Here is a 23,557-nt window from a genome sequence, read left to right as displayed (position 1 = left end):
CAAAAAGTTTAAAAGAGTTCTAAACAAAATGCCGACTATAAGCCGGCATTTTATTATAAATAAACTATATAGGTTTACCAGATTCTAACTCTATCTTCTGGTTTTAAATACATATTGTCACCTTCTTTAACGTCAAAAGCTTTATAAAAAGAATCTACGTTTTTAAGAGGCATATAAGCACGATACATCCCTGGAGAGTGTGTGTCTGTCATGATTAAGTTTCTAAGAGCTTCATCACGCATTTTAGTTCTCCAAATGGTTCCCCATGAAAGGAAAAACCTTTGCTCAGGAGTAAAACCATCAATGCTTTCTGGACGGCCATTTTTCGCTAAGAAAATTTGAAGACCTTCATATGCAGCTTGAATACCACCTAAATCTCCAATGTTTTCACCTAAAGTAAACTTTCCATTTAAGTGCATGCTGTCAATTGCAATAATATTATCAAATTGAGCGACTAACTTTTCACCTGCTTTTCCAAATTTTTCTGAATCTTCTTCAGTCCACCAGTTTTTTAAGTTACCATCACCATCAAAACGTGCACCAGAGTCGTCAAAACTATGAGAAATTTCATGCCCAATTACAGCACCAATACCACCATAATTAACAGCTTCATCGGCTTTATAATTATAGAAAGGAGGTTGTAAAATAGCAGCAGGGAATACGATTTCATTATTTACAGGATTGAAATACGCATTTACAGTTTGAGGAGACATTCCCCATTCACTTCTGTCTACTTCTTTCCCTAGTTTTCCAATGTTTTTGTTGAAATTCCACTGGCTAACATTAATTGAATTTTCGAAATAAGTCCCTCCTTTTTTAAGGCCTTTAATTTGTAACTCAGAATAATCTTTCCATTTGTCTGGGTATGCAATTTTAACCGTAAGTTTATTTAATTTCTCTAAGGCTTTTTTCTTTGTTTCTGGGCTCATCCATGGTAATGCATTGATTCGTTTTTCAAACCCAAGCATTACATTATCAATCATTTCTTTAGCTTTCTTCTTGGCTTCTGGCGGAAACTTCTTGTCTACATATAATTTTCCAAGAGCTTCACCAATAGCACCATTAAGACTTCCTAAAGCACGCTCATCTCTTGGACGTTGTTCTTTAGCTCCTCTCATTTCTTTGCTATAAAACTCCCAATTAGCTTTTTCTAAATCAGTAGATAATAAACCTAAGGCACTGTTAATAACGTTCCAACGTAATAGTAATTTTATATCTTCAATTGAACTATTTTTAAGAACATCACTCATGGCTTTAAAATACCCAGGATCGGTAACAATAACTTTGTCTAAAGATTCAACACCTAACCCTTTTAAATGAGCTTCCCAATCGATAGCAGGAGATAAAGCAGACAATTCCTCCACAGTCATTGGGTTGTAAATCTTACGAGTATCTCTTCTTTCTTCTTTCGTCATTCTTGGCTCTGCAAGGCTTTTTTCAAAGGCTACAATGGTAGCAGCATTCTTTTGGGCCGTAGCTTCATCGTCTCCAAATTCTTGTAACATTTTAGCTACAAAAACCTGATACTTTTCAAGCTTGTCTTTAACCTTTTCATCTACATAGTAATCGCGGCTTAATCCTAAACCATCAGCTCCCATGTATCCAGCGTTCATGTTGCTGTTTTTAAGATCGTTGAACACTCCGAAACCATAAAAACCTACACCGCCATAAGGAGCCATGTTGGTAATAAATTCTTGAACGTCATCAAAGCTCGCTATCTCATCAACTTTTTTAAGAAAAGGTAATACAGGTTCTTTACTAGCTTTATTTCTTGCAACGGTGTCCATTATCGTTTCATAATAGTTCACTGCCTTTTGTTGGTCAGAATCTATTTCATTACCGTTAGCATCTTTTATTTTTGGAAAATTCCCTTGTTCAATAGCTTCATTTAGAATAACAAGTACGTCAGCATCTGTTTTTTTTCTCAATTCACCAAAACCTCCCCATGAAGTTCTATCCGCAGGAATTTCGGTGTTATCAACCCATTTACCGTTTACAAACCTAAAAAAGTCGTCGGTGGGTTTTACAGAAGTATCCATGTTTTCTAAAACAATACCCTGAACTTTTTCGTCGGGTTTTTGTTCTGTTTTACAAGCAATCACACCTAAAGATGCAATTGCAGTTGTAAACATTAGTTTTTTAAAAGTCCTCATTTTGCTTATAATATTTATTAAGATTTGATTTTTGATTTTGGTGGGTTTGGTAAGCTGTCAAATCCCATATTAAATAAAGTAAATCCAAAAATATCAGCGTATTGCTCAATAGTTTTGGCTACCGGTGTTCCAGCACCATGACCAGCATTGGTTTCAATTCTAATAAGGACAGGGTTATTTCCATTTTGCTTGTCTTGTAATTCAGCGGCAAATTTAAAACTATGGGCAGGCACTACTCTATCGTCATGATCTCCAGTGGTAACTAAAGTTGCAGGATATTCTATTTCTGATTTCACATTATGAACAGGTGAGTATCCTTTTAAGTAATCAAACATTTCTTTACTTTGTTCAGAAGTTCCATAGTCATAAGCCCAACCCGCTCCAGCAGTAAATGTGTGGTAACGTAACATGTCCAAAACACCAACGGCAGGTAAAGCTACTTTCATTAGATCTGGTCGCTGTGTCATGGTAGCACCAACTAATAAACCTCCGTTCGAACCACCTCTAATAGCTAAGAAATCAGATGATGTATATTTACTTTCAATTAAATATTCTCCTGCAGCTATAAAGTCATCAAAAACATTTTGTTTTTTCATTTGAATTCCTGCATTATGCCATTTTTTCCCATATTCACCACCACCTCTTAAGTTAGGTACTGCGTAAACTCCACCTTGCTCCATCCAAACAGCATTTGCAATACTAAAACCAGGAGTTAAGCTAACGTTGAAACCTCCATAACCATATAAAATTGTTGGGTTTTTACCGTTTAATTCAAGTCCTTTTTTATGAGTAATAATCATAGGAACTTTTGTTCCATCCTTTGAAGTAAAGAAAACTTGTTTGCTTTCGTAATCGTCAGAGTTAAAAGAAATAGAAGGCTTCCAGTATAATTCATAACTTCCTTCTTCTACATTATACTTGTAAGATGATCCCGGAGTATTATAGTTTGTAAAAGAAAAATATAACTCTTTTTCTTCTTTTTTTCCACCAAATCCTCCAGCGGTTCCAACACCTGGTAATTTAATTTCACGAATAAGTTTCCCTTCATAGTCATATTGTAACACCTTTGAAACCGCATCTACCATATATTTGGTAAAGAAGAATCCACCGCCAGTTGAGGGCGATAATACGTTTTCAGTTTCAGGGATAAAGTCCTTCCAGTTTTCAGGAGTTGGATTGTTAGCGTCAACAGTAACTATTTTCTTGTTTGGAGCATTTAAGTTTGTAACTAAATATAACTTAGTCCCTTTATTTTCTATAAGATAAGTGTCACTATCAAAATTGTTTATGATAGGAGTCAATTTGCTTTTTGGATTTGATAAATCTTTAATAAATAATTTATTTCCTGAAGTAGAAGTAGAAGCAGAAACTAATAGATATCTATCGTCTTCAGTTAAAGATCCACCAACGTAACGATGCTTTTCTTCCGGAGTTGCACCAAAAATAACTTGATCAGCACTTTGAGGTGTTCCTAATAAGTGGAAATATAGTTTATGTTGGTCGGTTTTAGCTGATAATGCACTCCCTTTGGGTTTGTCATAACTAGAGTAGTAAAAACCTTCATTTCCTTTCCATGAAATACCACTAAACTTAACGTCAACTAAAGTGTCACCTTTAATTTCTCTAGTTTCGGCGTCCATAATAATTACTTTTTGCCAATCACTTCCACCTTCTGAAATTGAATAAGCGAGTGTTTTTCCATCTTTGGTAAAGCTTAAATTTCCTAATGAAGTTGTACCATCTTCTGCAAAGGTATTTGGATCGAGGAATACTTCATCTTTTCCATTTTTATCAGTCCTATAAAGTACATATTGGTTTTGTAAACCATCGTTTTTAAAATAGTAAGTATATTCTCCTTCTTCAAATGGAGTTCCTACTTTTTCGAAGTTCCATAGTTCAGACAAGCGATCTTTTAATTGTGTACGATATGGAATTTTACTTAAGTAATCAAAAGTAACTTCATTTTCTGCTTTTACCCAGTTTTCAGTTTCGGTACTTCTATCATCTTCTAACCAACGATAGTTGTCGGTAACTTTTGTTCCAAAATAGTCATCGACAATTGGTTTTTTATCAGTTGCTGGATATGTCACTGCGATATCTCTTTTAGTTATTTTGTTTACTGGTTTCTCACAAGACACAAGTATAAAACTTGCAGCAAGAACGGGAAATATAATTTTTTTCATTGTGTAGAAATAGTTAGAAAATTCTTCCAAAGTTAGATGAAAAAAAACCAGAGATGTTACATTTTATGAGGATTTTAACATAAAATAACATAAAAAAGTAATTTTTTTGATTCAAAAAAGGCATTTTATGACGGCAAGAAATGAACTTGATTTTTCTAAGTAATGAGCGTTTATAAAAAACGGGATCTATTTTCAGGTACTTTGTACATAAACTGATTTTTGCTTACTAGTACATTTTCTGCATAACTAAAAGTAATTTAAATACTAATATACTGTGAGATTGAAGGTTTTTTAAAGAAGGTTTTCTAATGAAATAGTATCTCCATCTTTTGGTATTATTACCTTTTTAAGAAGGTTGTTTTCTTTTAATAACGCCTTTAATTGATGTCTAGTAAGGGAACAATGATTAATTGATTCCATATGATTAGCAATTGTAATTCCAGATGAATTCTTTACAAAATTAAGAATGTCCTTTTTGGTCATAATTAAATGTTTGAATAAGTCGAAACGGGCTTCTCCACAGGGTAAAACATTGATGTCGGGTTTGTATTCTGTTAATACTCTAGCTACATCTTTCGTATAGATAGTATCTGAAGTTATGTAGATAGTCTTTCCTTCCTTTAAGGTTAAGTAATACCCCATTACATCTCCCATGGGTTTTGAAATGAACCCGTAACCATGTTTTGCAGGAATACCTTCAATAGTACCCTTTAAAAAAGGTTGTTTATTCCAGTATTTCAAACTTTGAACGACATTCAACCCTCTTTTTTTTAATTCTTTTTCATCTCTATTACTGCAGCTAACAGGAATATTACGTGCTTTAAGAAATTTGACACCTTCATTGTCAATGTGATCAGGATGTAAATGAGTGATCAAACAATAATTTACTTTTTTGAGTAGTTCATCGCTGTTTTGTGGTAATGAAACGGTTGGATTTTTTTTTGCTTTATGTCTGAATACTGCAAAAGGGGGAAGACTTCCTTTGTTTCCAAGCATTGGGTCAATGAGTATAGCATGATCATTCGTTTCAATAATCAAGGTGGCATTTCTAAGGTGATGAATTTTCAACATGACTTAATTTTTAATATACAGCAAAGTTCAATCATAAAGAAAGTTTACACATTGATTCAAATCAAGAAATACGTTTTCGAATTCTACTAAGTGTTTCGGGTGTTATATTTAAATAGGATGCAATATGATATTGAGGAATACCTTTTAACCATTGTGGTTTGTTTTTAAATAAATCTTTATAAAGGTCTTCTGGAGATTTTGTTACTCTATTGAATTCTATGATTTCTTTTTGATGCAGTAATTTCTGAAAAGAAGCGGTAACGAATGACTTTCCACATTCGTGTTTTTCTAATATTTTAAAATAGGAGTTGCGTTCAATACTCAGTATTTCAACAGCTGTTAAACACTCTTGATTTTTATTCGTGATGGTGTTGTTGTTAAATGCTAATAAATCAGAGATAAATTGTGGCTTTATATAAAAATTAATATTAGTTTCCCTGTCTTTGTCAGCATAAAACTCCCGCACAGTACCACTATTAAGAAACCTTAATTTCTTTTCTTTAGTATTTGACTTTAGTAAGAGGTCTCCCCTTTTAAAAAACTCGGTTTTAAATAAACCGAAAAGCTCTTCTAACCCGTGCTCATTTAAAGGGTAGGATGTCTTAAAAAAGTTCGAAACTTCATGGAGATTATTCATTCGTTGAAATTAAAATGATAGCTTAAAAATATAAAATTAATAATTTTTATTAGCCCTATTTTTGCTGTTAAGTTATGAAGTAAATTATTCATAACTTCGGAAAATAACTTATAACAACATAAAAAGTAAATGTTGTAATTTATAAAAATATTGAGCGACCAACTGCTTAAAGCCTTATTAAGAAAACAATACATAAGAAAAATGACAGAGAATTTAACAAAAGAAACCTTTCTCGAAAAGGTATTTAACTATGAGAAAAATAAAGAATGGACGTTCGAAGGAGAGATACCTGCAATTATTGATTTTTATGCTGATTGGTGTGGTCCATGTAAATCTCTTGCCCCTATTATAGAAGATTTGAGTAATGAATATGAAGGAAAAGTGTCCATTTATAAAGTAGATACGGAAGCGCAACAAGAATTGGCGGCAGCATTTGGAATCCGAAGTATCCCTTCAATGTTATTTTGCCCGCAAAATGATGAACCGCAAATGGCACATGGAGCTTTACCTAAAACGCAAATTGAACAGATAATTAAGGATGTTCTAAAAGTTGAAAAGTAAGATTAAAAAGTGGTGCATTTTGCATCACTTTTTTTTTGAAATAAGACGTTTTAAGAAACTCTGTGATAATCACTGCGGAAGCAAAATTCAGGATTTTAAATCGTTGAAAAACAATGTTTTGAAAAAAGTAAAAAAAAGAGCAGGAATCTTCAAAAAAGACAATTTGTTAAAAACTTCAAGGGATTTGTGAATAAGTATGGCTTTCAGTTTTTAGTAAAAATTTGAATCTTTGTTCATCCCTTAATACCAATAAAAAGTAACAGATAAATATTAGTTTAGAAAATGGCGGCGATCGAACCAATTTTACAAGAGAATAAAGACAGATTTGTAATTTTTCCAATCAAACACAATGATTTGTGGGACTGGTATAAAAAACAACAGGCTTGTTTTTGGACTGCTGAAGAAATTGATTTACATTCAGATTTAAATGATTGGAATACGAAATTAAATGATGACGAACGTTATTTTATTAAACATGTTTTGGCCTTTTTTGCGGCATCAGATGGAATTGTAAATGAAAATTTAGCCGAAAACTTTGTAAATGAAGTTCAGTACTCTGAAGCAAAATTCTTTTATGGGTTTCAAATTATGATGGAGAATGTTCATTCTGAAACATATTCTTTATTAATTGATACCTATATAAAAGATGAGGAGGAAAAAAATAGACTTTTCAAAGCAATCGAAATTTTCCCTGCTATTAAAAAGAAAGCAGATTGGGCACTTAAATGGATAGAGTCTGACTCTTTTGCCGAAAGATTAATTGCTTTTGCAGCGGTTGAAGGAATTTTCTTTTCTGGATCATTCTGTTCTATTTTTTGGTTAAAGAAAAGAGGACTACTACCAGGACTTACTTTTTCTAACGAATTAATTTCTCGTGATGAAGGTATGCACTGTGATTTTGCAGTTCACTTACACAACCATCACTTGATTAATAAAGTGCCAAAAGAAAGAATATCTGATATTATTGTTTCTGCCCTTGATATTGAACGTGAGTTTATTACAGAATCATTGCCAGCAAGTTTAATTGGAATGAATTCAAAATTAATGACTCAATATTTGGAGTATGTTACAGATAGACTTTTGTTAGAGTTTGGCTGTGAGAAAGTATACGAATCTACAAACCCATTCGACTTTATGGAAATGATCTCTTTAGAAGGAAAAACTAATTTCTTCGAAAAAAGAGTGTCAGAATATCAAAAAGCCGGAGTTAAATCTGGGGGGACAGGAAGCATCAGTTTCGATTCTGATTTTTAAAAAAGAGATCTTATACTGCAATCCCCTGTGCGCAGTAATGTAATAAAATTAATGTGACTTAATTTTATTATTAGTTTCAAAAAAAATAGAAACCATATTTATATATCATTTGCAAGGTTGCTTATGCAGAGGCTTTGGCGACCTTAATAACCAACGTTAAACACCCATTAAAGTATGTATGTAGTAAAAAGAGACGGCAGAAAAGAGCCAGTAATGTTTGATAAAATCACGGAAAGAGTACGTAAAATGTGCTATGGTTTAAATGCCATCGTTGACCCCGTTAAAGTAGCAATGCGAGTAATTGAGGGGCTATATGATGGAGTTACCACTTCTGAGTTAGATAATTTAGCTGCGGAGATAGCAGCTACTTTGACTACTGCTCATCCTGATTATGCTAAATTGGCTGCGAGAATTGCTGTATCTAACTTACATAAAAACACTAAGAAGTCATTTTCTGAAACAATGACGGATTTATACAATTACGTAAATCCACGTACAGAAAAGGAGGCTCCTTTATTGTCAGATGATGTTTATGATATCATCATGAAAAATGCAAGTAAATTAGATTCTACAATCATTTACAGTAGAGATTTTAATTATGATTATTTTGGTTTTAAAACATTAGAGCGTTCTTACCTATTAAAGTTAAATGGGCAAATAGTTGAAAGACCTCAGCAAATGTTAATGCGTGTTTCTATTGGTATTCATAAAGAAGATATTGACGAGGCTATTGCTACATACGAATTAATGAGTAAAAAGTATTTTACTCATGCAACGCCAACACTTTTTAATTCAGGAACACCAAAACCACAAATGTCATCTTGTTTCTTACTACAAATGCAAGATGATAGTATCGATGGGATTTACGATACATTAAAGCAAACAGCTAAAATATCACAGTCTGCTGGAGGTATTGGTTTATCAATTCATAATATTCGTGCAACAGGTTCTTATATTAGTGGAACTAATGGTACTTCGAACGGTGTTGTGCCAATGTTACGTGTGTTTAATGATACTGCAAGATATGTAGATCAAGGTGGTGGAAAAAGAAAAGGATCGTTTGCAATGTATTTAGAGCCTTGGCATGCGGATATTTTTGATTTCTTAGATTTAAAGAAAAACCATGGTAAAGAAGAAATGCGTGCGCGTGATTTATTCTATGCAATGTGGATGTCTGATTTATTCATGAAACGTGTTCAAGAAGATGCTGATTGGACCTTGATGTGTCCTCATGAGTGTCCTCATTTATATGATACTTATGGAGAGGAATTTGAACGTTTATATACGAGTTATGAAGCTGCAGGAAAAGGTAGAAAAACAATAAAAGCTCGTGAATTATGGGAGAAAATATTAGAGTCTCAAATTGAAACGGGTACACCATATATGTTGTATAAAGATGCAGCAAACCGCAAGTCGAATCAAAAGAATTTAGGAACAATTCGTTCGTCAAACTTGTGTACTGAAATTATGGAGTACACTGCGGAAGATGAGGTAGCTGTATGTAACTTGGCTTCAATTGCAATACCGATGTTTGTTGCTCAAGATGAAAACGGTAGTAAGTTTTTCGATCACCAAAAATTATTTGAGGTAACTAAAAAAGTGATTCGCAATTTAGATACTGTAATTGACCGTAACTATTACCCAGTAAAGGAGGCAGAGAATTCTAATTTCCGTCACCGCCCAGTTGGATTAGGAATTCAAGGTTTGGCTGATGCGTTTATTATGTTACGTCTTCCTTTTACAGGTGATGAAGCTAAAAAATTAAATCAAGAGATTTTTGAAACATTATATTTTGCTGCAGTAACTTCTTCAATGGAAGTTGCAAAAGTAAAAGGAGCATATTCTACGTTTAAAGGATCTCCAATGTCTGAAGGTGAATTTCAGTACAATATGTGGGGTGTAAAAGACGACGAGTTAAGCGGAAGATGGGATTGGAAAGGATTACGTAAAGAAGTAGTAGAGCATGGGGTTCGTAACTCTTTATTAGTTGCACCAATGCCAACAGCTTCTACCTCTCAAATTTTAGGTAATAATGAAGCATTCGAACCTTACACTTCTAATATCTACACTCGTAGAGTATTGTCAGGTGAGTTTATTGTAGTAAATAAGCATTTACTAGAAGATTTAGTAGAACTTGGATTGTGGGATAATAATATGAAAGAAGATATCATGAGAGCGAATGGTTCTATTCAACATATTGAATCGATTCCTCAAGATTTAAAAGACTTATATAAGACAGTTTGGGAAATGAGTATGAAAGATATCATTGATATGGCTAGACATAGAGGATACTTCATTGATCAATCTCAATCGCTGAATTTATTTATGAAAGATCCAGATTTTGGAAAGCTAACATCAATGCATTTTTATGCTTGGAAATCAGGATTAAAAACTGGTATGTACTACTTAAGAACAAAATCTGCAGTAAATGCAAAACAGTTTACTTTAAATATAGAAAAGAAAGAAGAACAAGACGAGCCAATGAGCCCAGAAGAGTTTAAGGCAATGGTAGATGCTTCTAAAGATGCAGGACCAGACGATTGTTTAATGTGTGGATCGTAAAAGAAAAATAAATAGGAGGTGCTTTGAGCACACCCAGGGTCGGAAGATTTTTCTTCCGACTTTTTGTTTTTTGGAAACAAAAGTTTAATGTCACTTTATTTTGAAAACCATTTAGTGATTCACCGTTTGTATAGGAGATTATTAAAATATTCGCGTTAGGTGTGTTTTCAGCGATAAACCATTTCAAATGAATACTTTTTTAAAAATCCGATTCTAATTTTAGTAACGAATAAATAAGCTAAACAAGGGTAGATATTCACTTTTGGTAGTCTATGTGAATGATAGTTTGAACTTATATAACCTAATTTTGCCTACTATAATCGAATCAACAATATGATGAAATAATTCAAGGCACTAATTATCATAAGTAGAAGGAAACAACGTGATTTGACCTCTTTTAAATCTTATAAGGCAATGATTAATTGTAGAATATACGAAGCACTTCTTTTTAACTAAAAAACAGACGTTTTAATGAAGTTTCTTTATTATTTAAATAAATATCTCATAACTAAAATAAAAATACCTACAACAGTAGCTAGTGATGACGTAATGAGAGCAATTAGTACAGAGTCACCAAGATTAAAACTAATTAGTTTAGAAAAACCTGCTGCAATAATAATCGATAAAATCATTCCTGTAAATCCACACAAAAAAATGAAAGTTCTGAAGGCGTATTTTTTACGTTCTTCTCTATCTTGATTCCTGTCTAGAATTTCTTGGTATGTTAATGAAGAACTCTCATCAATTATATTGGTATTGACCTTATCTTCTTCTAACTCACCTAATAAGTTGTCTAATCTTGATTTAGGCACTTTTTAAATATTTCTCTAAATTAGTAACAAATTTGTCGTAGTACTTTTTTATAAGGCTATTAGGAATAACATTATTTTCATAAGGATTGTAAGTAAAACTCCATGGAGTTCCAGACCTATGAGTTGACATAGCTAATTCCTTGGCAGGAGTATCCTTGTACAAATTCCAAGCTAACTTTACTATTTTCTTGTCTTCTTCATTAATAAGAGTAGGTTCTGAAAAACTTTCCCAATTACTATCAGTAGCTACCGATTTTGATGTGATTGGGTCAGATTTAAAATGTTTAAATTCATGATAAATACTTGGAATTACTGGGCCGTATTTCCAAGCTTCTATAGTATCATCATTAAATAAAGGACGTTCCAAAATAGATAAGCAAAGCCCTTGAGCAATGTACATCATCTTAACTAATTTCATATTAGTAAGCTCAGAATTCGAGTTTTCTGATAATTTTAAAAACTCATTTGCAACAGAACTGGTTGTCCCCATACTTTTTTAGTTTAAATAAGAATATACATAATTTTTGTATATAAAAAAAATAATATACAAAATTAACCAATTTTAAGATAAGTTGATGATGCAAATTACATATTCTGACTATTTTTTAAAACTTTTCGGGATAAAGCTGAATAAAAAGATAGGCTTAAAACAAAAAGAATAAATATTTTTGTTGAATCTAAACGATTAAAATGAACTGGGAACAATTATTATCATTAAAAAGATACGGAGATACTAAAAAAAGATTAAGAGCGGAGCAAGATGAAACAAGGTTAGGTTTTGAAGTGGATTTTGATAGAATTATATTTTCGTCTGCTTTTAGAAGTCTTCAAGATAAAACTCAAGTAATCCCTTTATCAAAAACAGATTTTGTACATACAAGATTAACACATAGTTTAGAGGTTTCTGTAGTTGGAAGGACTTTGGGAAGAAGGGTAGGGAAAGAGTTGTTAAAAAGACATCCTAAGCTAGAAAAGCTAGGATATACTTTTAATGATTTTGGAGCTATTGTTGCGGCGGCCTCTCTAATGCATGATATAGGGAATCCACCGTTTGGTCATTCTGGTGAGAGGGCTATTGGAGAGTATTTTAAAACTGGAAAGGGAGGGCAGCTCAAAGATCAGTTAACAGATTTAGAATATCAAGATTTAATTGATTTTGAAGGAAATGCAAATGGACTCAGAATTTTAACCGAAAACAGAAAAGGAATTGAAGGAGGTTTAAGATTATCATACGCTACTCTGGGAGCTTTTATAAAATACCCAAAGGAAAGTTTACCTAAGAAACCTAGCAAGCATATAGTAGATAAGAAATACGGTTTTTTTCAGTCAGAAAAGGAAGCTTTTTTAGATATTGTTGAAGATTTAGGTTTAAAGAAAAAGGATAGTGCAGGGATTTCTTATTATCGTCATCCATTAGCCTATTTAGTTGAGGCTGCTGATGATATCTGTTATACAATTATCGATTTTGAAGATGGTATTAATTTAGGGCTAATAGATGAAGAATATGCTTTGGAATATATGTCTAAATTAACAAAGCATATTAACCGAGAAAAATACTATGCTCTAGAACATAAAAAGGATAGGACTGGGTATTTAAGAGCATTGGCCATAGGGTCATTAATTGATGAAGCAGTTACTATATTTTTAGAAAATGAAGAAGAAATACTTAATGGTGATTTCGATAGAGGTTTGATGGATAAATGTAAGTATGAGGCTCAAATAAATGACATTATCAATAAAAGTATCGAGAAAATATATAGAAGTAAAGAAGTTATAGAAAAGGAAGTTGCAGGATATAAAATTATTGCTGACGTGTTAGATGTTTTTGTAACAGCACTCAATAATAAATTTAACAATACGGCTTCTAACTATGATAAACTGGTATTAAATCTACTACCAGAAGAATATCAGCACGAAAAAGAAAGTCTTTATGATAGAGTTATGCTTGTATGTAGTTATGTAGCCGGATTATCGGATGGTTTTGCGATTCGTTTGCATAAAAAGTTGGCAGGGAATATAGTGTAACTATTTGATTTTAGGTATGAAAGTTTAAAAACAACGAATTAATTATCAAAATAAAAGCCAATAAGTTTTTTCTTATTGGCTTTTATATGTTTAAAATAAATCAATTAAATTCAGAGTTATTTTAAACAATAGGGTTATGACTGTATAGTTTACTTCGCTGCCTAGGTTCATGTTTTCAAGCATTTCAGAAATACAGCTACTTATGCTTTTGCTCAGCAACTTTTGTTAACTCTTCATACCAGTTTTCACCAAACCTTCTGGTTAAAGCTTCTTTTAAAAACTTGTAAACAGGAACTTGAAGCTCTTTTCCTAACGAACAAGCATCATCACAAATTTCCCATTGATGATAGTTTACAGCTGAAAACTCACTATAATCCTGAACTCTTACAGGGTAAAGATGACAAGAAATAGGTTTTTTCCAGTCAATAATATTTTGATTATATGCCTCTTCTATTCCACATAATGCAGTACCTTTCTTATCAAAAGTTACATAAGCGCACTCTGCGTCATTAATTAAAGGAGTTTCAGGCTCACCGAAATCACTAGTAACCCATGTTCCTTGTTTTTCAATTGATTCTATTCCTTCTTTTCTAAGAAAAGGTTTAACCTTTGGGTATATTTCTTCTAAAATATCGGTTTCTTCTTTTAATAAAGGAGCTCCAGCTTCTCCAGCTACACAACATACTCCTTTACAAGCAGATAAATTGCAAACAAATTCTTTTTCTAAAATTTCTTCAGATACAATGGTTTTTCCTAATTGGAACATAAGCTCAACGTAATTGGCTAACATACTTTTTCTTATAGATTTTAATACCTCTTGGAATTATCTTTAAAATAGTATATTAGATTTATGTAAAATTTTTGCAAAAATAGTAGATTGTGAGAATACTTATCTAATTTTGCGCTCGAAAAACAACAGGTAATGAATTTTAATTTAAAAGAAATTTTTACAGCTTTTATGGTGTTATTTGCTGTAATAGATATTATTGGGAATGTACCCATTATTATTGATCTTCGTAAAAAGGTAGGACACATTCAATCAGAGAAGGCATCAATTATTGCTGGAGTAATTATGGTCGTCTTTTTGTTTGCAGGACAAAGGTTACTTGGCTTTATAGGAATTGACGTAAACTCTTTTGCTGTAGCAGGAGCCTTTATTTTATTCTTTATAGCTTTAGAAATGATTTTGGGAATAACACTCTATAAAGAAGATGACGAAGAAGCACTTAATGCTACCGTATTTCCAATAGCTTTCCCATTAATCGCAGGTCCAGGTAGTTTAACTACATTACTTTCTCTTAGAGCGGAGTATGCTTGGGAGAATATATTGGTTGCTATTTTGCTGAACGTATTATTAATTTATGTGGTTCTAAAAACTTCTACAAGAATTGAGAAATTAATCGGTGCAAATGGTATTAAAATCATCAGAAAAGTATTTGGTGTTATACTATTAGCTATTGCAGTGAAGCTATTTGCCGCGAATATTAAGGAGCTTTTATAAAAAATAAATTGCATGTTTGACACGTTAATTGTTGGTGGAGGCGTTGCAGGAATGCAATGCGCTCTTCTTTTGGGGTCTGCTTTAAAAAAAGAATACGCAAAAGAGAAAAAAGTGAGTATAATAATGCATCAAAAGGCTTCTCATTTACAGGAGGCCTTGTTTAACAATGTATTAGGATTGGCTCAAGGAACTTTGGGTAAGGATATTCTAAATGAAGGAAGAGAGCAGTTAGAAACATTATATCCTGAAGTTACACAAATTTGTGGCGAAAAGGTCGTGGCAGTTTTGGATGATGAAAAAGGGTATAAAATAATAACCAATAAAGAGGAGTACTATTCTAAATCTGTGGTGATTGCCTTAAATTATGCTAAACCTTTTGAAATTGCTGGGCTTGAACAATACATAGAAAGACATTCAAGAGCTAATGCAATGAAAGATAGAATTCAGTTAAGGAATTTCAATCACCTCATCAAAGAGGGATTATATGTATGTGGTACCCTTGCAGGATGGAGAAGTCAGTTTGCTATTGCTGCTGGTAGCGGAGCTAGTGTGGCTACCGATATTTTAACTGAATGGAATGAAAACATTCCAACCAAGGTTCATGATAAAATAAAAAAATGAGTTTCGATTTAATAATTCAAGATATTTACAGTCAAGTAAAGGAAGTGCAAGACAATGGAGAGGTCGCTTCCTATATTCCCGAATTATTAAATGTCAATCCAGATAGTTTTGGAGTGTATTTTGCAGCTAATAATCATATTCGTTATGGAATTGGAGATTACGAACGTAGGTTTTCAATTCAAAGTGTTTCAAAGGTTTTTTCCTTGAGCTTGGCGTACAGTATGAAAGATGAAGATATTTGGCGTAGACTCGGTGTTGAACCTTCTGGAACAAGTTATAATTCTTTAGTTCAATTAGAAACTGATTTAGGAATACCCAGAAACCCATTTATAAATGCTGGGGCTATTGTAATTACTGATATTTTGATGAGTTGTCTTGCGAATTATAGACAAGATTTTCTTGAGTTCGTTCGAAAACTTTCGGGCGAAAACACCATTAATTATTCTGCTAAAATTGCTGCTTCTGAAAAAACTGTCGGTTATCGAAATATTGCTCTGTGTAATTTTATCAAATCGTTTGGAAATATTGAAAATGATCCAGAAGAAGTATTAGATTTTTATTTTGATATCTGTTCTTTAGAAATGAGTTGCGAAGAACTTTCAAATTCCTTTTCATTCTTAGCCAATCAAGGAGTAAATCCTTATACAAGCGAACAAGTTTTATCGAAAAGTCAATCAAAAAGGATTAATGCCTTAATGCAAACTTGCGGGTTTTATGATGAGTCAGGTGAATTCGCATTTAAAGTCGGACTTCCAGGTAAAAGTGGAGTCGGTGGAGGTATTGTTGCTGTTCATCCAGGTGAATATGTTATTTCCGTTTGGAGCCCAAAACTAAATAGAAAAGGGAATTCTTATAAAGGAATGCAATTTCTTGAGAAATTTACTACTGAATCCAAACTATCTATTTTCTAATATTTATTTAGTTCTTAACCTTTTGAACTGAAACGGGAATTCTTGAATTTGTTTTAATAGTCTTATATTTAAAGTCAATTACAGTACTTTAAACCCAAATAAGAGCCTTTTTGCATATGATTCGATCTTGCGAAAAAGGATACTTCTTATTATTAAATATTATAAGCAATATAACAGATGAAAAGAATATTCTTACTACTTGTTTTTTTATTAAACACGGTTTTTTTGGTTGGCCAAACAACCTATGTTCACTGTGGGAAATTAATAAATACAGAAAAAGGAACTATTGAAAACAATAAAACCATTGTTATCAAGTCTAACAAAATTGATGATGTTTTGGATGGTTTTATAAAACCAAATAATAAGACCGATAAATTAATCGATTTAAAAGGTAAATTCGTTATGCCAGGACTTATTGATATGCATGTGCATATTGAAAACGAATTTGACGCTAAAACACGCTTAAAACGCTATATTTTAAATGAAGCAGATATAGCCTTCAATTCAGTTGGTTTTGCTAAAACAACGTTGTTAAAAGGATTCACAACAGTAAGAGATTTAGGAGGATCGGGAGTCAATATTGCAATACGTAACGCTATTGATGCAGGGAAGATACCTGGGCCAAGAGTGTTTACGGCGGGAAAAGCATTAGCAACAACAGGAGGACATGCAGACCCAACCAACGGTAGTAGTAGAGTTCTGATTGGAGACCCAGGACCAAAAGAGGGGGTGGTGAATAGTGTTGAGGATGCCAAAAAAGCGGTAAGACAACGTTATAAAAATGGTGCAGATTGTGTTAAAATAACAGCAACTGGTGGAGTACTAAGTGTTGCTAAAAGTGGTGACAATCCTCAGTTTACGATTGAAGAAGTAAAGGCAATTTGTGATATGGCTAAAGATTACGGTATGCATGTTGCAGCGCATGCTCATGGCGATGAAGGAATGCGAAGGGCTGTTTTAGGAGGTGTTAAAACTATTGAACACGGAACTTATATGAGTGAAGAAACGATGGAGTTGATGAAAAAGCATGATGCTTATTTAGTTCCTACAATTACCGCTGGAAAAGAGGTTGAAGAAAAAGCAAAAATTAGAGGATTCTATCCTGCAATTGTTGTTCCGAAAGCATTGGCTGTAGGGCCTCAAATTCAGGGAACATTTGCTAAGGCTTATAAAAAAGGTGTCGGAATAGCATTTGGTACGGATGCAGGAGTGTTTAAACACGGTAATAACGGTAAAGAGTTCGGTTATATGGTAGAAGCAGGAATGCCTGCTATGGAAACCATTCAATCAGCAACAATTACTAATGCTAAGATTTTAAAAATGGAAAATGAAATTGGTCAAATAAAAAAAGGGTTTTATGCTGATATTATAGCTGTAGATCAAAATCCTTTAAAAAATATTGAAACTATGGAAAACGTTGATTTTGTGATGAAAGATGGTGTCGTTTATAAATAGAAAAATTACGATTATTATACTTAAGCGAATAACACCTTAATATATGTTGAGGTGTTTTTTGTTTAATGGTATCATGTATCTAAAGAGGGAATGGTTGTTGTTAAGGATGATTTTTTTTCATTACACAGCTTAAAATTAATGTGCTTAATTACTGTAACATAACATCATTTATAGCTACTTATAATTGATACGAGATATTTACTTGTAAATCGTATGAATCAAATTTAAACGCACTCCTTATGTTAAACGAGCTTAAAATTAAAGGAAGTCTTTTAGTTTATGGAATTCCTTTGTTGATGATGTTGATGGTGGCAATGGTCGTAAAATCATCTTTGTTTAGCCCATTACTTTCTTATTTTATTACAATTGATTTATTGATAACCATTCCTTTTATTCATTATTTATTGATAAGGAAAAGAGAAATCTCGAAAAAATCGATTGTAGCCGTTATTGCTATCGGTTTTTTAACAGCATATTATATACTTCCTGAAGAGAATAGAGAAGCTTTATCAATGACGCAATCAATTCTGATGCCTTTACTAGAGTTGGGAATTATTGGATATGTTATTACAAAGATTAGAGCATCTATACAAAAAGTAAAATTAGATTCAGAAAACTTTGACTTTTTTGATAAAACTCAAGAAGTGTGTAATGATATATTACCATTTAAATTTGGAGCCTTTTTAGCCACAGAAATATCAGTTATTTATTATGGTTTGCTCAATTGGAGAAAAAGGAAGTTAAATAAACTAGAGTATTCTTATCATAAAAATAGCACGGCGGTCAGTTTGATATTGGGATTCCTATTGGTGGTTTTGGTCGAAATGTTTGTGACACATTCAATGATGAAACATGGCAACGCAAAGGGATCTATCATTTTAGCTGTTTTAAGTGGCTATAGTTTGTTGCAAATTATTGCAGTACTAAGGTCTCTTTCTAGTAGACCAATTTTTATAGATCTGAAAAAACAAGAGCTCATTCTTAAATTTGGAATTTTATCAAAAGCTGTCATACCTTTCAGTGTAATAAAAAATGTAGAGTTAAACTCTAAAGAATTGCCTGAGAAAACTGATGTTAAATACTTCGCTCTCTTAGGACGATCACTTGGACACAATTTAATTTTGAACTTCAAAAAAGATATTAAATATAACAGTTTTTACGGTTTTTCTAAGAAGGCATCAAAATTAGCAATTTGGGTTGATGAGCATGTTGATTTTCAGAAACAATTAGAGATGGTTATTAGGAATGATTAATTGCTAGGACGCATTTGTGCCTGAAAAGATTCTTTATAAGTTCTACCTATCGAAATTTTTTCATTTTGAATATAAACATAGCTACTATTAAACTTATCGACCTTTCTGGAGTTCACAATAAAGGACTTATGAATTTGAATGAATTGTGTGGGACTTAATATTTCTTTCCAGTTTTTAAGAGAATCTATAATAGTGAGTTTTTTTTCTGCCGTCACAAAAGAAATGTAATTTCTAGCAGATTCAATGTATAATATGTCGTTTAAAATAAGTTTATGAATGGTTTTATCGACATTAATAAATATAGATTCTTCTTCTGAAAGTGCTTGCCTGTTTATTAACTTTTCGGCCTTGGAAATTGCTTTTAAAAACCGATCAAAAGAGAAAGGCTTGACTAAATAATCAACAACGGTTTCTAATTCAAAGCTCGAAACGGCATAATGAGGATATGCTGTGGTAAATATGACTTGAGGTGGATTTTTAACTGTTTTTATAAAATCAATACCAGGAATGTCAGGCAGGTTTATGTCTAACAGAACTACCTCAACATCATTGTTTTTTAAAAATAAATTAGCACTTGAAGCGGTTTGAAAGCTTCCTTTTAAATTTAAATCAGGAATTTTTTTAATATAGCTCTTTAAAATTCGTTGTGCGGGCATTTCATCCTCAATAATAATACAATTCATAGCTATAATAAATTTAACTTCAAGGCAACATTAAAAAACTCTTCGTTATCAATTTTTAACTCATATTTTTCTTTATAAATTAAGTCGAGCCTTTTTTGTAAGTTTTTCAACCCAATACTTGTTTTTGAAACTTGTTTATCGGGGTCATAATTGTTGTTACAAATGCAATAAAGGAAGTCGTTGACAACATTAATTTCAATGTCGATAAGACTACCTATTAAACTATGCTTAAAAGTATTTTCTATAAGTGTTATTAAAAGTAATGGAGCTACTTTATAGTTAGTATCACTGATTGATTGTGTATAATTGATCGTCTTAATGCCTTCAGTTCTTAATTTTTGAAATTCAATATAGTTGTCAATGAATTTTATTTCATTGGATAATGGCACTTTTTCCGCGTTACTCTCATAAAGTACATGCTTTAAGTTTTCTGCAAGTTTTAAAATAAGATTAGGGGTTTCATCCGGTTTTTCAAGAGAAAACGAATAAATAGTGTTTAAGTTATTCAGTAAAATATGTGGATTTATTTGAGACTTTAAAAGTTTTAACTCTAGCGCTGTTCGTTCTTGTTTGATAGTGTCAATTTCTTGCGTTCTTTCAGTATATCTAAAAAGCATCCATACAAATGAAAAGAAGGTTAACGGAACAATGGTTTGCCATAAATAATCGCTAAGGCATTTTAAAAACGAACAACCGCACCTTGTAAAAACGTTGCAGTATAACTGTGTGGCTAAGAATGCAATGGTTAAAAACACTGCTGTGTATATAAAATACCAACGTTTACGGACAAAGTAAGGCAATAAAACTATGTTGTTGGTGTAAACTATTACTATAAGTATGAAGATGTATTGTAAGAACGGATTTTCGGCCCAATAATACTTGGTCAGTACAAAAAGTGACACAAAAATAAACAAAGCCCAAAAAAGCAAGTGAATAATTATTTGTGTACCGTATTTTTTTATAAAGTTCATAGAGGTGTCAAAGTAATGAAAAAGCTTGATTAATTTTTCCTTTCAGGTACAAATGACGGTTTGTAAAGTACGAATTACTGGCTTATAATCAGTAATACGGGTTTGTAAGTGGTTTATCCTTTGTTTTTTATAGATGATGTTGTCTTATATACTTTAGTAAAACTAATATAACAATTCATTATGATACGAATATTTTTAATTCTCACTTTGTTAAGTTCTGGGGTACTGCTGGCTCAAAGTAAAATTGGTTTAGTTAAAGATGAAAATGGCAAGCCCATGTTGTTAGGAAAAACCGATATATCGATAGTAAATACAGAGAAATTTAATTGGTTTCAATTGAATTATGATGAATATCTGATCAATGATCAAGTGATTAGTGAGCTTAGAGATTCGCTTAATCAATATAAAATACAAGTGTTTTATGGAACTTGGTGTGGGGATAGTAAAAGAGAACTACCAAAATTTTATAAAGTAATTGAACAAGCAGGTTTTAATATGAGTAATCTTGAAATGATTGCCGTTGATAGGAAAACGGATGCTTATAAACAGTCTCCTAACGGTGAGGAAAAGGGCTTAAATATTCATCGAGTACCTACGTTTATTTTTAATAAGAATGGAGAAGAAATAAATAGAATAGTTGAGTTTCCAAAGCAAGATTTTGAAAGAGATATTCTGAATATTGTTACTGGGCAGAGGTATGTTTCTAATTATCGAATTGTGGAATATTTAAACAAACTGTTAAACGAGAATAGTGTAAAAGAATTACAACCCAATATAATGCAATTAGCGGCAAGCTTTGCTGAATTTACCATGGGTAGTAGAGAGCTAAATACGTATGGATATAAATTGTTAAGATCTAATCAGATTGAAAAGGCCTTATTTGTGTTTGAGTTAAACGTTAAAATGTATCCTTATAAAACCAATGTTTACGATAGTATGGGTGAGGCGTATTATACATTAAACAAGTTTGAGGAATCATTGGAACATTATGACAAGGTTTTAGAGTTGAGTCCTACTAATAAAAATGCTTTAGGAATGATCGAAAAAATAATAGAAAAGTTTAATTCAAAATAAAAATCATGAATGTAATTAAAATTATGGCGGTGTTTCTATTCGTAATAACTACGGTATCGGCGCAGGAAATTCAATTTAAAGAAGAAATTATCGATTTTGGAAGGGTTGCCTATGGCACAGAAGGGAACAAAGTTTTTGAGTTTACAAATGTAGGTTCTGAACCTTTAGTTATTAAAGAAGTTAAATCAAATTGTGGCTGTACGGTTCCTAGGAAACCAGAGAAACCTATTATGCCAGGTAAAAAATCGTATATAGAAGTAGCATATGATACCAAGAGAATAGGAGGGTTTATGAAATCGTTAGTCGTATACTCAAACTCTAAAGAACAAAGAAAAGTGATTAAAATTAAGGGTTTTGTGGAAAAAATCAATAATACGGTTGTTTCTAATTAGAGATTGATACGATTTGTGATTAAAAATTTCGTGTAAATTAATTGAATTATTTTTTCATTATACAAGGCAAAAAAACAAAGCATAGCCTTAGCTACGGTTTCTTTTTTTAATGCCGTAGAATGTGAAAAGAAACTGTTCATATGTGAAATATTTATTTATAAATCGTATGATTTATCAATTTGCGGTGGGATGAGAATAAGAAAGGTAAACTGTACTAACAGTTTTGTAGGATCTTAACTTTATCCGATAATCAAAAGCCTGAGTGATTTTTCACTCAGGCTTAAGTATATCTCATTAGAGATTGTGAAATGTAAGGTGTTGACGTTTTCACACTCAAATCCCCCAGACTTTTATGTAAATTTGGTCAAACAACTGAAACAAATGTATCTTTTATTTAATGAACAATCAAACAATCAAGCACGAGCGTCAGGTTTCGGGGAACGAATGTATACTTTTTTAATCTGAAGAGGAAAACAAGTTGATTTTCTCCGTATTTAAATTGAAATTATGCCATTTGACTTTAGAATTATTACTAGTAGGGCACTAAGAAGTAATACAATTTGTGATTAAAAAATTCGCATAAATCGTATAAGGTTGTGTTCAACGTAAAACAAAGAAAAAAAAGCTCGTTTGAAATTTCAAACGAGCTTTTATATTTTTATAAGGAAAGAAGACTAGACTATCCTTTTAAATTTGCTTTTATATACTCCGAATTCATACGAGCAATGTTTTCTAAAGAAATTCCTTTAGGACATTCTACTTCACATGCTCCAGTATTGGTACAGTTACCAAAACCTTCTAAATCCATTTGAGCGACCATGTTTTTAACACGATCTGTAGCTTCTACTTGTCCTTGAGGTAATAAAGCATATTGAGATACTTTTGCTCCAACAAATAACATTGCTGAAGAGTTTTTACAAGTAGCTACACAGGCACCGCAACCAATACAAGTAGCTGCATCGAATGCGTTATCCGCGTTTTCTTTATTAATAGGAATCGCATTCGCATCTTGAGTGTTACCAGATGTATTAACAGATACATAACCACCTGCATGCTGAATTCTATCAAAAGCAGAACGATCAACAACTAAATCTTTTACAACTGGAAACGCTTTTGCTCTAAATGGTTCAATAAATATGGTATCCCCATCATTAAACATACGCATGTGTAATTGACAAGTAGTTACGGCTCTATCGGGGCCATGTGCTTCTCCGTTAATATATAACGAACACATACCACAAATACCCTCACGACAGTCATGATCAAAAGCAACAGGCTCGTCACCTTTTGCAATTAATTGCTCATTTAATACATCCAGCATTTCTAAGAAGGACATATGTTCAGAAATATCGGTCACTTTATATTCGACCATTTTTCCTTTATCACTTGCGTTTTTCTGACGCCAAATTTTAAGTGTTAAATTCATATTCATAATCCT

At 32.4% G+C, this 23,557-nt stretch carries 21 protein-coding genes; 11 read left to right on the top strand and 10 right to left on the bottom strand.

The window, feature by feature from the left end:
* Positions 1–74: 74 nt before the first annotated feature.
* The 4 genes from BLW23_RS13960 to BLW23_RS13945 all read right to left on the bottom strand — a co-directional run bounded on the left by BLW23_RS13960 (position 75) and on the right by BLW23_RS13945 (position 6,044).
* Positions 75–2,132, bottom strand: a complete 2,058-nt coding sequence (locus BLW23_RS13960) for a M13 family metallopeptidase (RefSeq protein WP_410529755.1) — start codon at positions 2,130–2,132, stop codon at positions 75–77.
* A 38-nt stretch (positions 2,133–2,170) separates the two neighbouring features.
* On the bottom strand, positions 2,171–4,336 hold the full coding sequence (locus tag BLW23_RS13955; RefSeq protein WP_093670868.1) for a prolyl oligopeptidase family serine peptidase: 2,166 nt from the start codon (positions 4,334–4,336) through the stop codon (positions 2,171–2,173).
* Positions 4,337–4,627: 291 nt separating this feature from the next.
* Positions 4,628–5,407 (bottom strand): MBL fold metallo-hydrolase, encoded by a 780-nt coding sequence (locus BLW23_RS13950; protein ID WP_093670866.1) that lies wholly within the window; start codon positions 5,405–5,407, stop codon positions 4,628–4,630.
* 61 nt (positions 5,408–5,468) lie between these two features.
* On the bottom strand, positions 5,469–6,044 hold the full coding sequence (locus BLW23_RS13945) for a Crp/Fnr family transcriptional regulator (protein WP_093670864.1): 576 nt from the start codon (positions 6,042–6,044) through the stop codon (positions 5,469–5,471).
* Between the two features lie 201 nt (positions 6,045–6,245).
* Between BLW23_RS13945 and trxA the strand changes: the two genes are divergently transcribed.
* The 3 genes from trxA to BLW23_RS13930 all read left to right on the top strand — a co-directional run bounded on the left by trxA (position 6,246) and on the right by BLW23_RS13930 (position 10,421).
* Positions 6,246–6,605 carry a thioredoxin gene (gene trxA, locus BLW23_RS13940; RefSeq protein ID WP_093670862.1) on the top strand — a complete coding sequence of 120 codons (360 nt, stop codon included), beginning with the start codon at positions 6,246–6,248 and terminating at the stop codon, positions 6,603–6,605.
* Between the two features lie 282 nt (positions 6,606–6,887).
* Complete coding sequence (locus BLW23_RS13935; protein ID WP_093670860.1) at positions 6,888–7,859, top strand: ribonucleotide-diphosphate reductase subunit beta; 972 nt, start codon at positions 6,888–6,890, stop codon at positions 7,857–7,859.
* A 174-nt stretch (positions 7,860–8,033) separates the two neighbouring features.
* Positions 8,034–10,421: a ribonucleoside-diphosphate reductase subunit alpha gene (locus BLW23_RS13930; protein WP_093670858.1), complete on the top strand. Its 2,388-nt coding sequence runs from the start codon at positions 8,034–8,036 to the stop codon at positions 10,419–10,421.
* 485 nt (positions 10,422–10,906) lie between these two features.
* On the opposite strand, the gene BLW23_RS13925 is transcribed toward BLW23_RS13930, so the two are convergent.
* Together BLW23_RS13925 and BLW23_RS13920 are read right to left on the bottom strand one after the other, a co-directional pair.
* Positions 10,907–11,233, bottom strand: coding sequence for a hypothetical protein (locus BLW23_RS13925; protein ID WP_093670856.1), 327 nt, complete (start codon positions 11,231–11,233; stop codon positions 10,907–10,909).
* On the bottom strand, positions 11,226–11,723 hold the full coding sequence (locus BLW23_RS13920) for a Panacea domain-containing protein (RefSeq protein ID WP_093670854.1): 498 nt from the start codon (positions 11,721–11,723) through the stop codon (positions 11,226–11,228). The genes BLW23_RS13925 and BLW23_RS13920 overlap by 8 nt, the downstream gene beginning before the upstream one ends.
* 200 nt (positions 11,724–11,923) lie before the next feature.
* Here BLW23_RS13920 and BLW23_RS13915 point away from each other — a divergent pair, with 200 nt between their 5' ends.
* On the top strand, positions 11,924–13,258 hold the full coding sequence (locus BLW23_RS13915; RefSeq protein WP_093670852.1) for a deoxyguanosinetriphosphate triphosphohydrolase: 1,335 nt from the start codon (positions 11,924–11,926) through the stop codon (positions 13,256–13,258).
* Positions 13,259–13,454: 196 nt separating this feature from the next.
* Here BLW23_RS13915 and BLW23_RS13910 read toward each other — a convergent pair whose 3' ends face one another.
* Positions 13,455–14,024: a DUF3109 family protein gene (locus BLW23_RS13910; protein ID WP_093671816.1), complete on the bottom strand. Its 570-nt coding sequence runs from the start codon at positions 14,022–14,024 to the stop codon at positions 13,455–13,457.
* Between the two features lie 156 nt (positions 14,025–14,180).
* On the opposite strand from BLW23_RS13910, the gene BLW23_RS13905 reads away from it, so the two are divergent.
* From BLW23_RS13905 to BLW23_RS13885, 5 genes are all read left to right on the top strand, one after another.
* A complete protein-coding gene (locus BLW23_RS13905; protein WP_093670850.1) occupies positions 14,181–14,759 on the top strand; it encodes a MarC family protein in 579 nt (192 codons plus the stop codon).
* A gap of 12 nt (positions 14,760–14,771) precedes the next feature.
* Positions 14,772–15,380 (top strand): FAD-dependent oxidoreductase, encoded by a 609-nt coding sequence (locus tag BLW23_RS13900; RefSeq protein WP_093670848.1) that lies wholly within the window; start codon positions 14,772–14,774, stop codon positions 15,378–15,380.
* Positions 15,377–16,291 (top strand): glutaminase, encoded by a 915-nt coding sequence (locus tag BLW23_RS13895; protein ID WP_093670846.1) that lies wholly within the window; start codon positions 15,377–15,379, stop codon positions 16,289–16,291. The genes BLW23_RS13900 and BLW23_RS13895 overlap by 4 nt, the downstream gene beginning before the upstream one ends.
* 177 nt (positions 16,292–16,468) lie before the next feature.
* On the top strand, positions 16,469–17,746 hold the full coding sequence (locus BLW23_RS13890) for a metal-dependent hydrolase family protein (protein ID WP_093670844.1): 1,278 nt from the start codon (positions 16,469–16,471) through the stop codon (positions 17,744–17,746).
* A gap of 239 nt (positions 17,747–17,985) precedes the next feature.
* On the top strand, positions 17,986–18,999 hold the full coding sequence (locus tag BLW23_RS13885; protein WP_093670842.1) for a hypothetical protein: 1,014 nt from the start codon (positions 17,986–17,988) through the stop codon (positions 18,997–18,999).
* Here the strand turns inward: BLW23_RS13885 and BLW23_RS13880 are convergent.
* Together BLW23_RS13880 and BLW23_RS23705 are read right to left on the bottom strand one after the other, a co-directional pair.
* Positions 18,996–19,682 (bottom strand): LytR/AlgR family response regulator transcription factor, encoded by a 687-nt coding sequence (locus BLW23_RS13880; RefSeq protein ID WP_093670840.1) that lies wholly within the window; start codon positions 19,680–19,682, stop codon positions 18,996–18,998. The genes BLW23_RS13885 and BLW23_RS13880 overlap by 4 nt on opposite strands.
* Positions 19,683–19,684: 2 nt before the next feature.
* The gene (locus BLW23_RS23705; RefSeq protein ID WP_255362802.1) at positions 19,685–20,299 is read right to left on the bottom strand and encodes a sensor histidine kinase; all 615 of its coding nucleotides are present in this window, start codon (positions 20,297–20,299) and stop codon (positions 19,685–19,687) included.
* Between the two features lie 534 nt (positions 20,300–20,833).
* Between BLW23_RS23705 and BLW23_RS13870 the strand changes: the two genes are divergently transcribed.
* Positions 20,834–21,727, top strand: coding sequence for a tetratricopeptide repeat protein (locus BLW23_RS13870; protein WP_093670836.1), 894 nt, complete (start codon positions 20,834–20,836; stop codon positions 21,725–21,727).
* A 5-nt stretch (positions 21,728–21,732) separates the two neighbouring features.
* Entirely contained in the window at positions 21,733–22,119 is a 387-nt protein-coding gene (locus BLW23_RS13865) for a DUF1573 domain-containing protein (protein ID WP_093670834.1), read from the top strand.
* 679 nt (positions 22,120–22,798) lie between these two features.
* Here the strand turns inward: BLW23_RS13865 and BLW23_RS13860 are convergent.
* Positions 22,799–23,545: a succinate dehydrogenase/fumarate reductase iron-sulfur subunit gene (locus BLW23_RS13860; RefSeq protein ID WP_093671814.1), complete on the bottom strand. Its 747-nt coding sequence runs from the start codon at positions 23,543–23,545 to the stop codon at positions 22,799–22,801.
* Positions 23,546–23,557: the final 12 nt, after the last annotated feature.

The sequence above is a fragment of the Tenacibaculum sp. MAR_2009_124 genome, from assembly GCF_900105455.1.
GTDB lineage: Bacteria > Bacteroidota > Bacteroidia > Flavobacteriales > Flavobacteriaceae > Polaribacter.
This window is presented reverse-complemented; position numbering and strand designations above follow the sequence as displayed.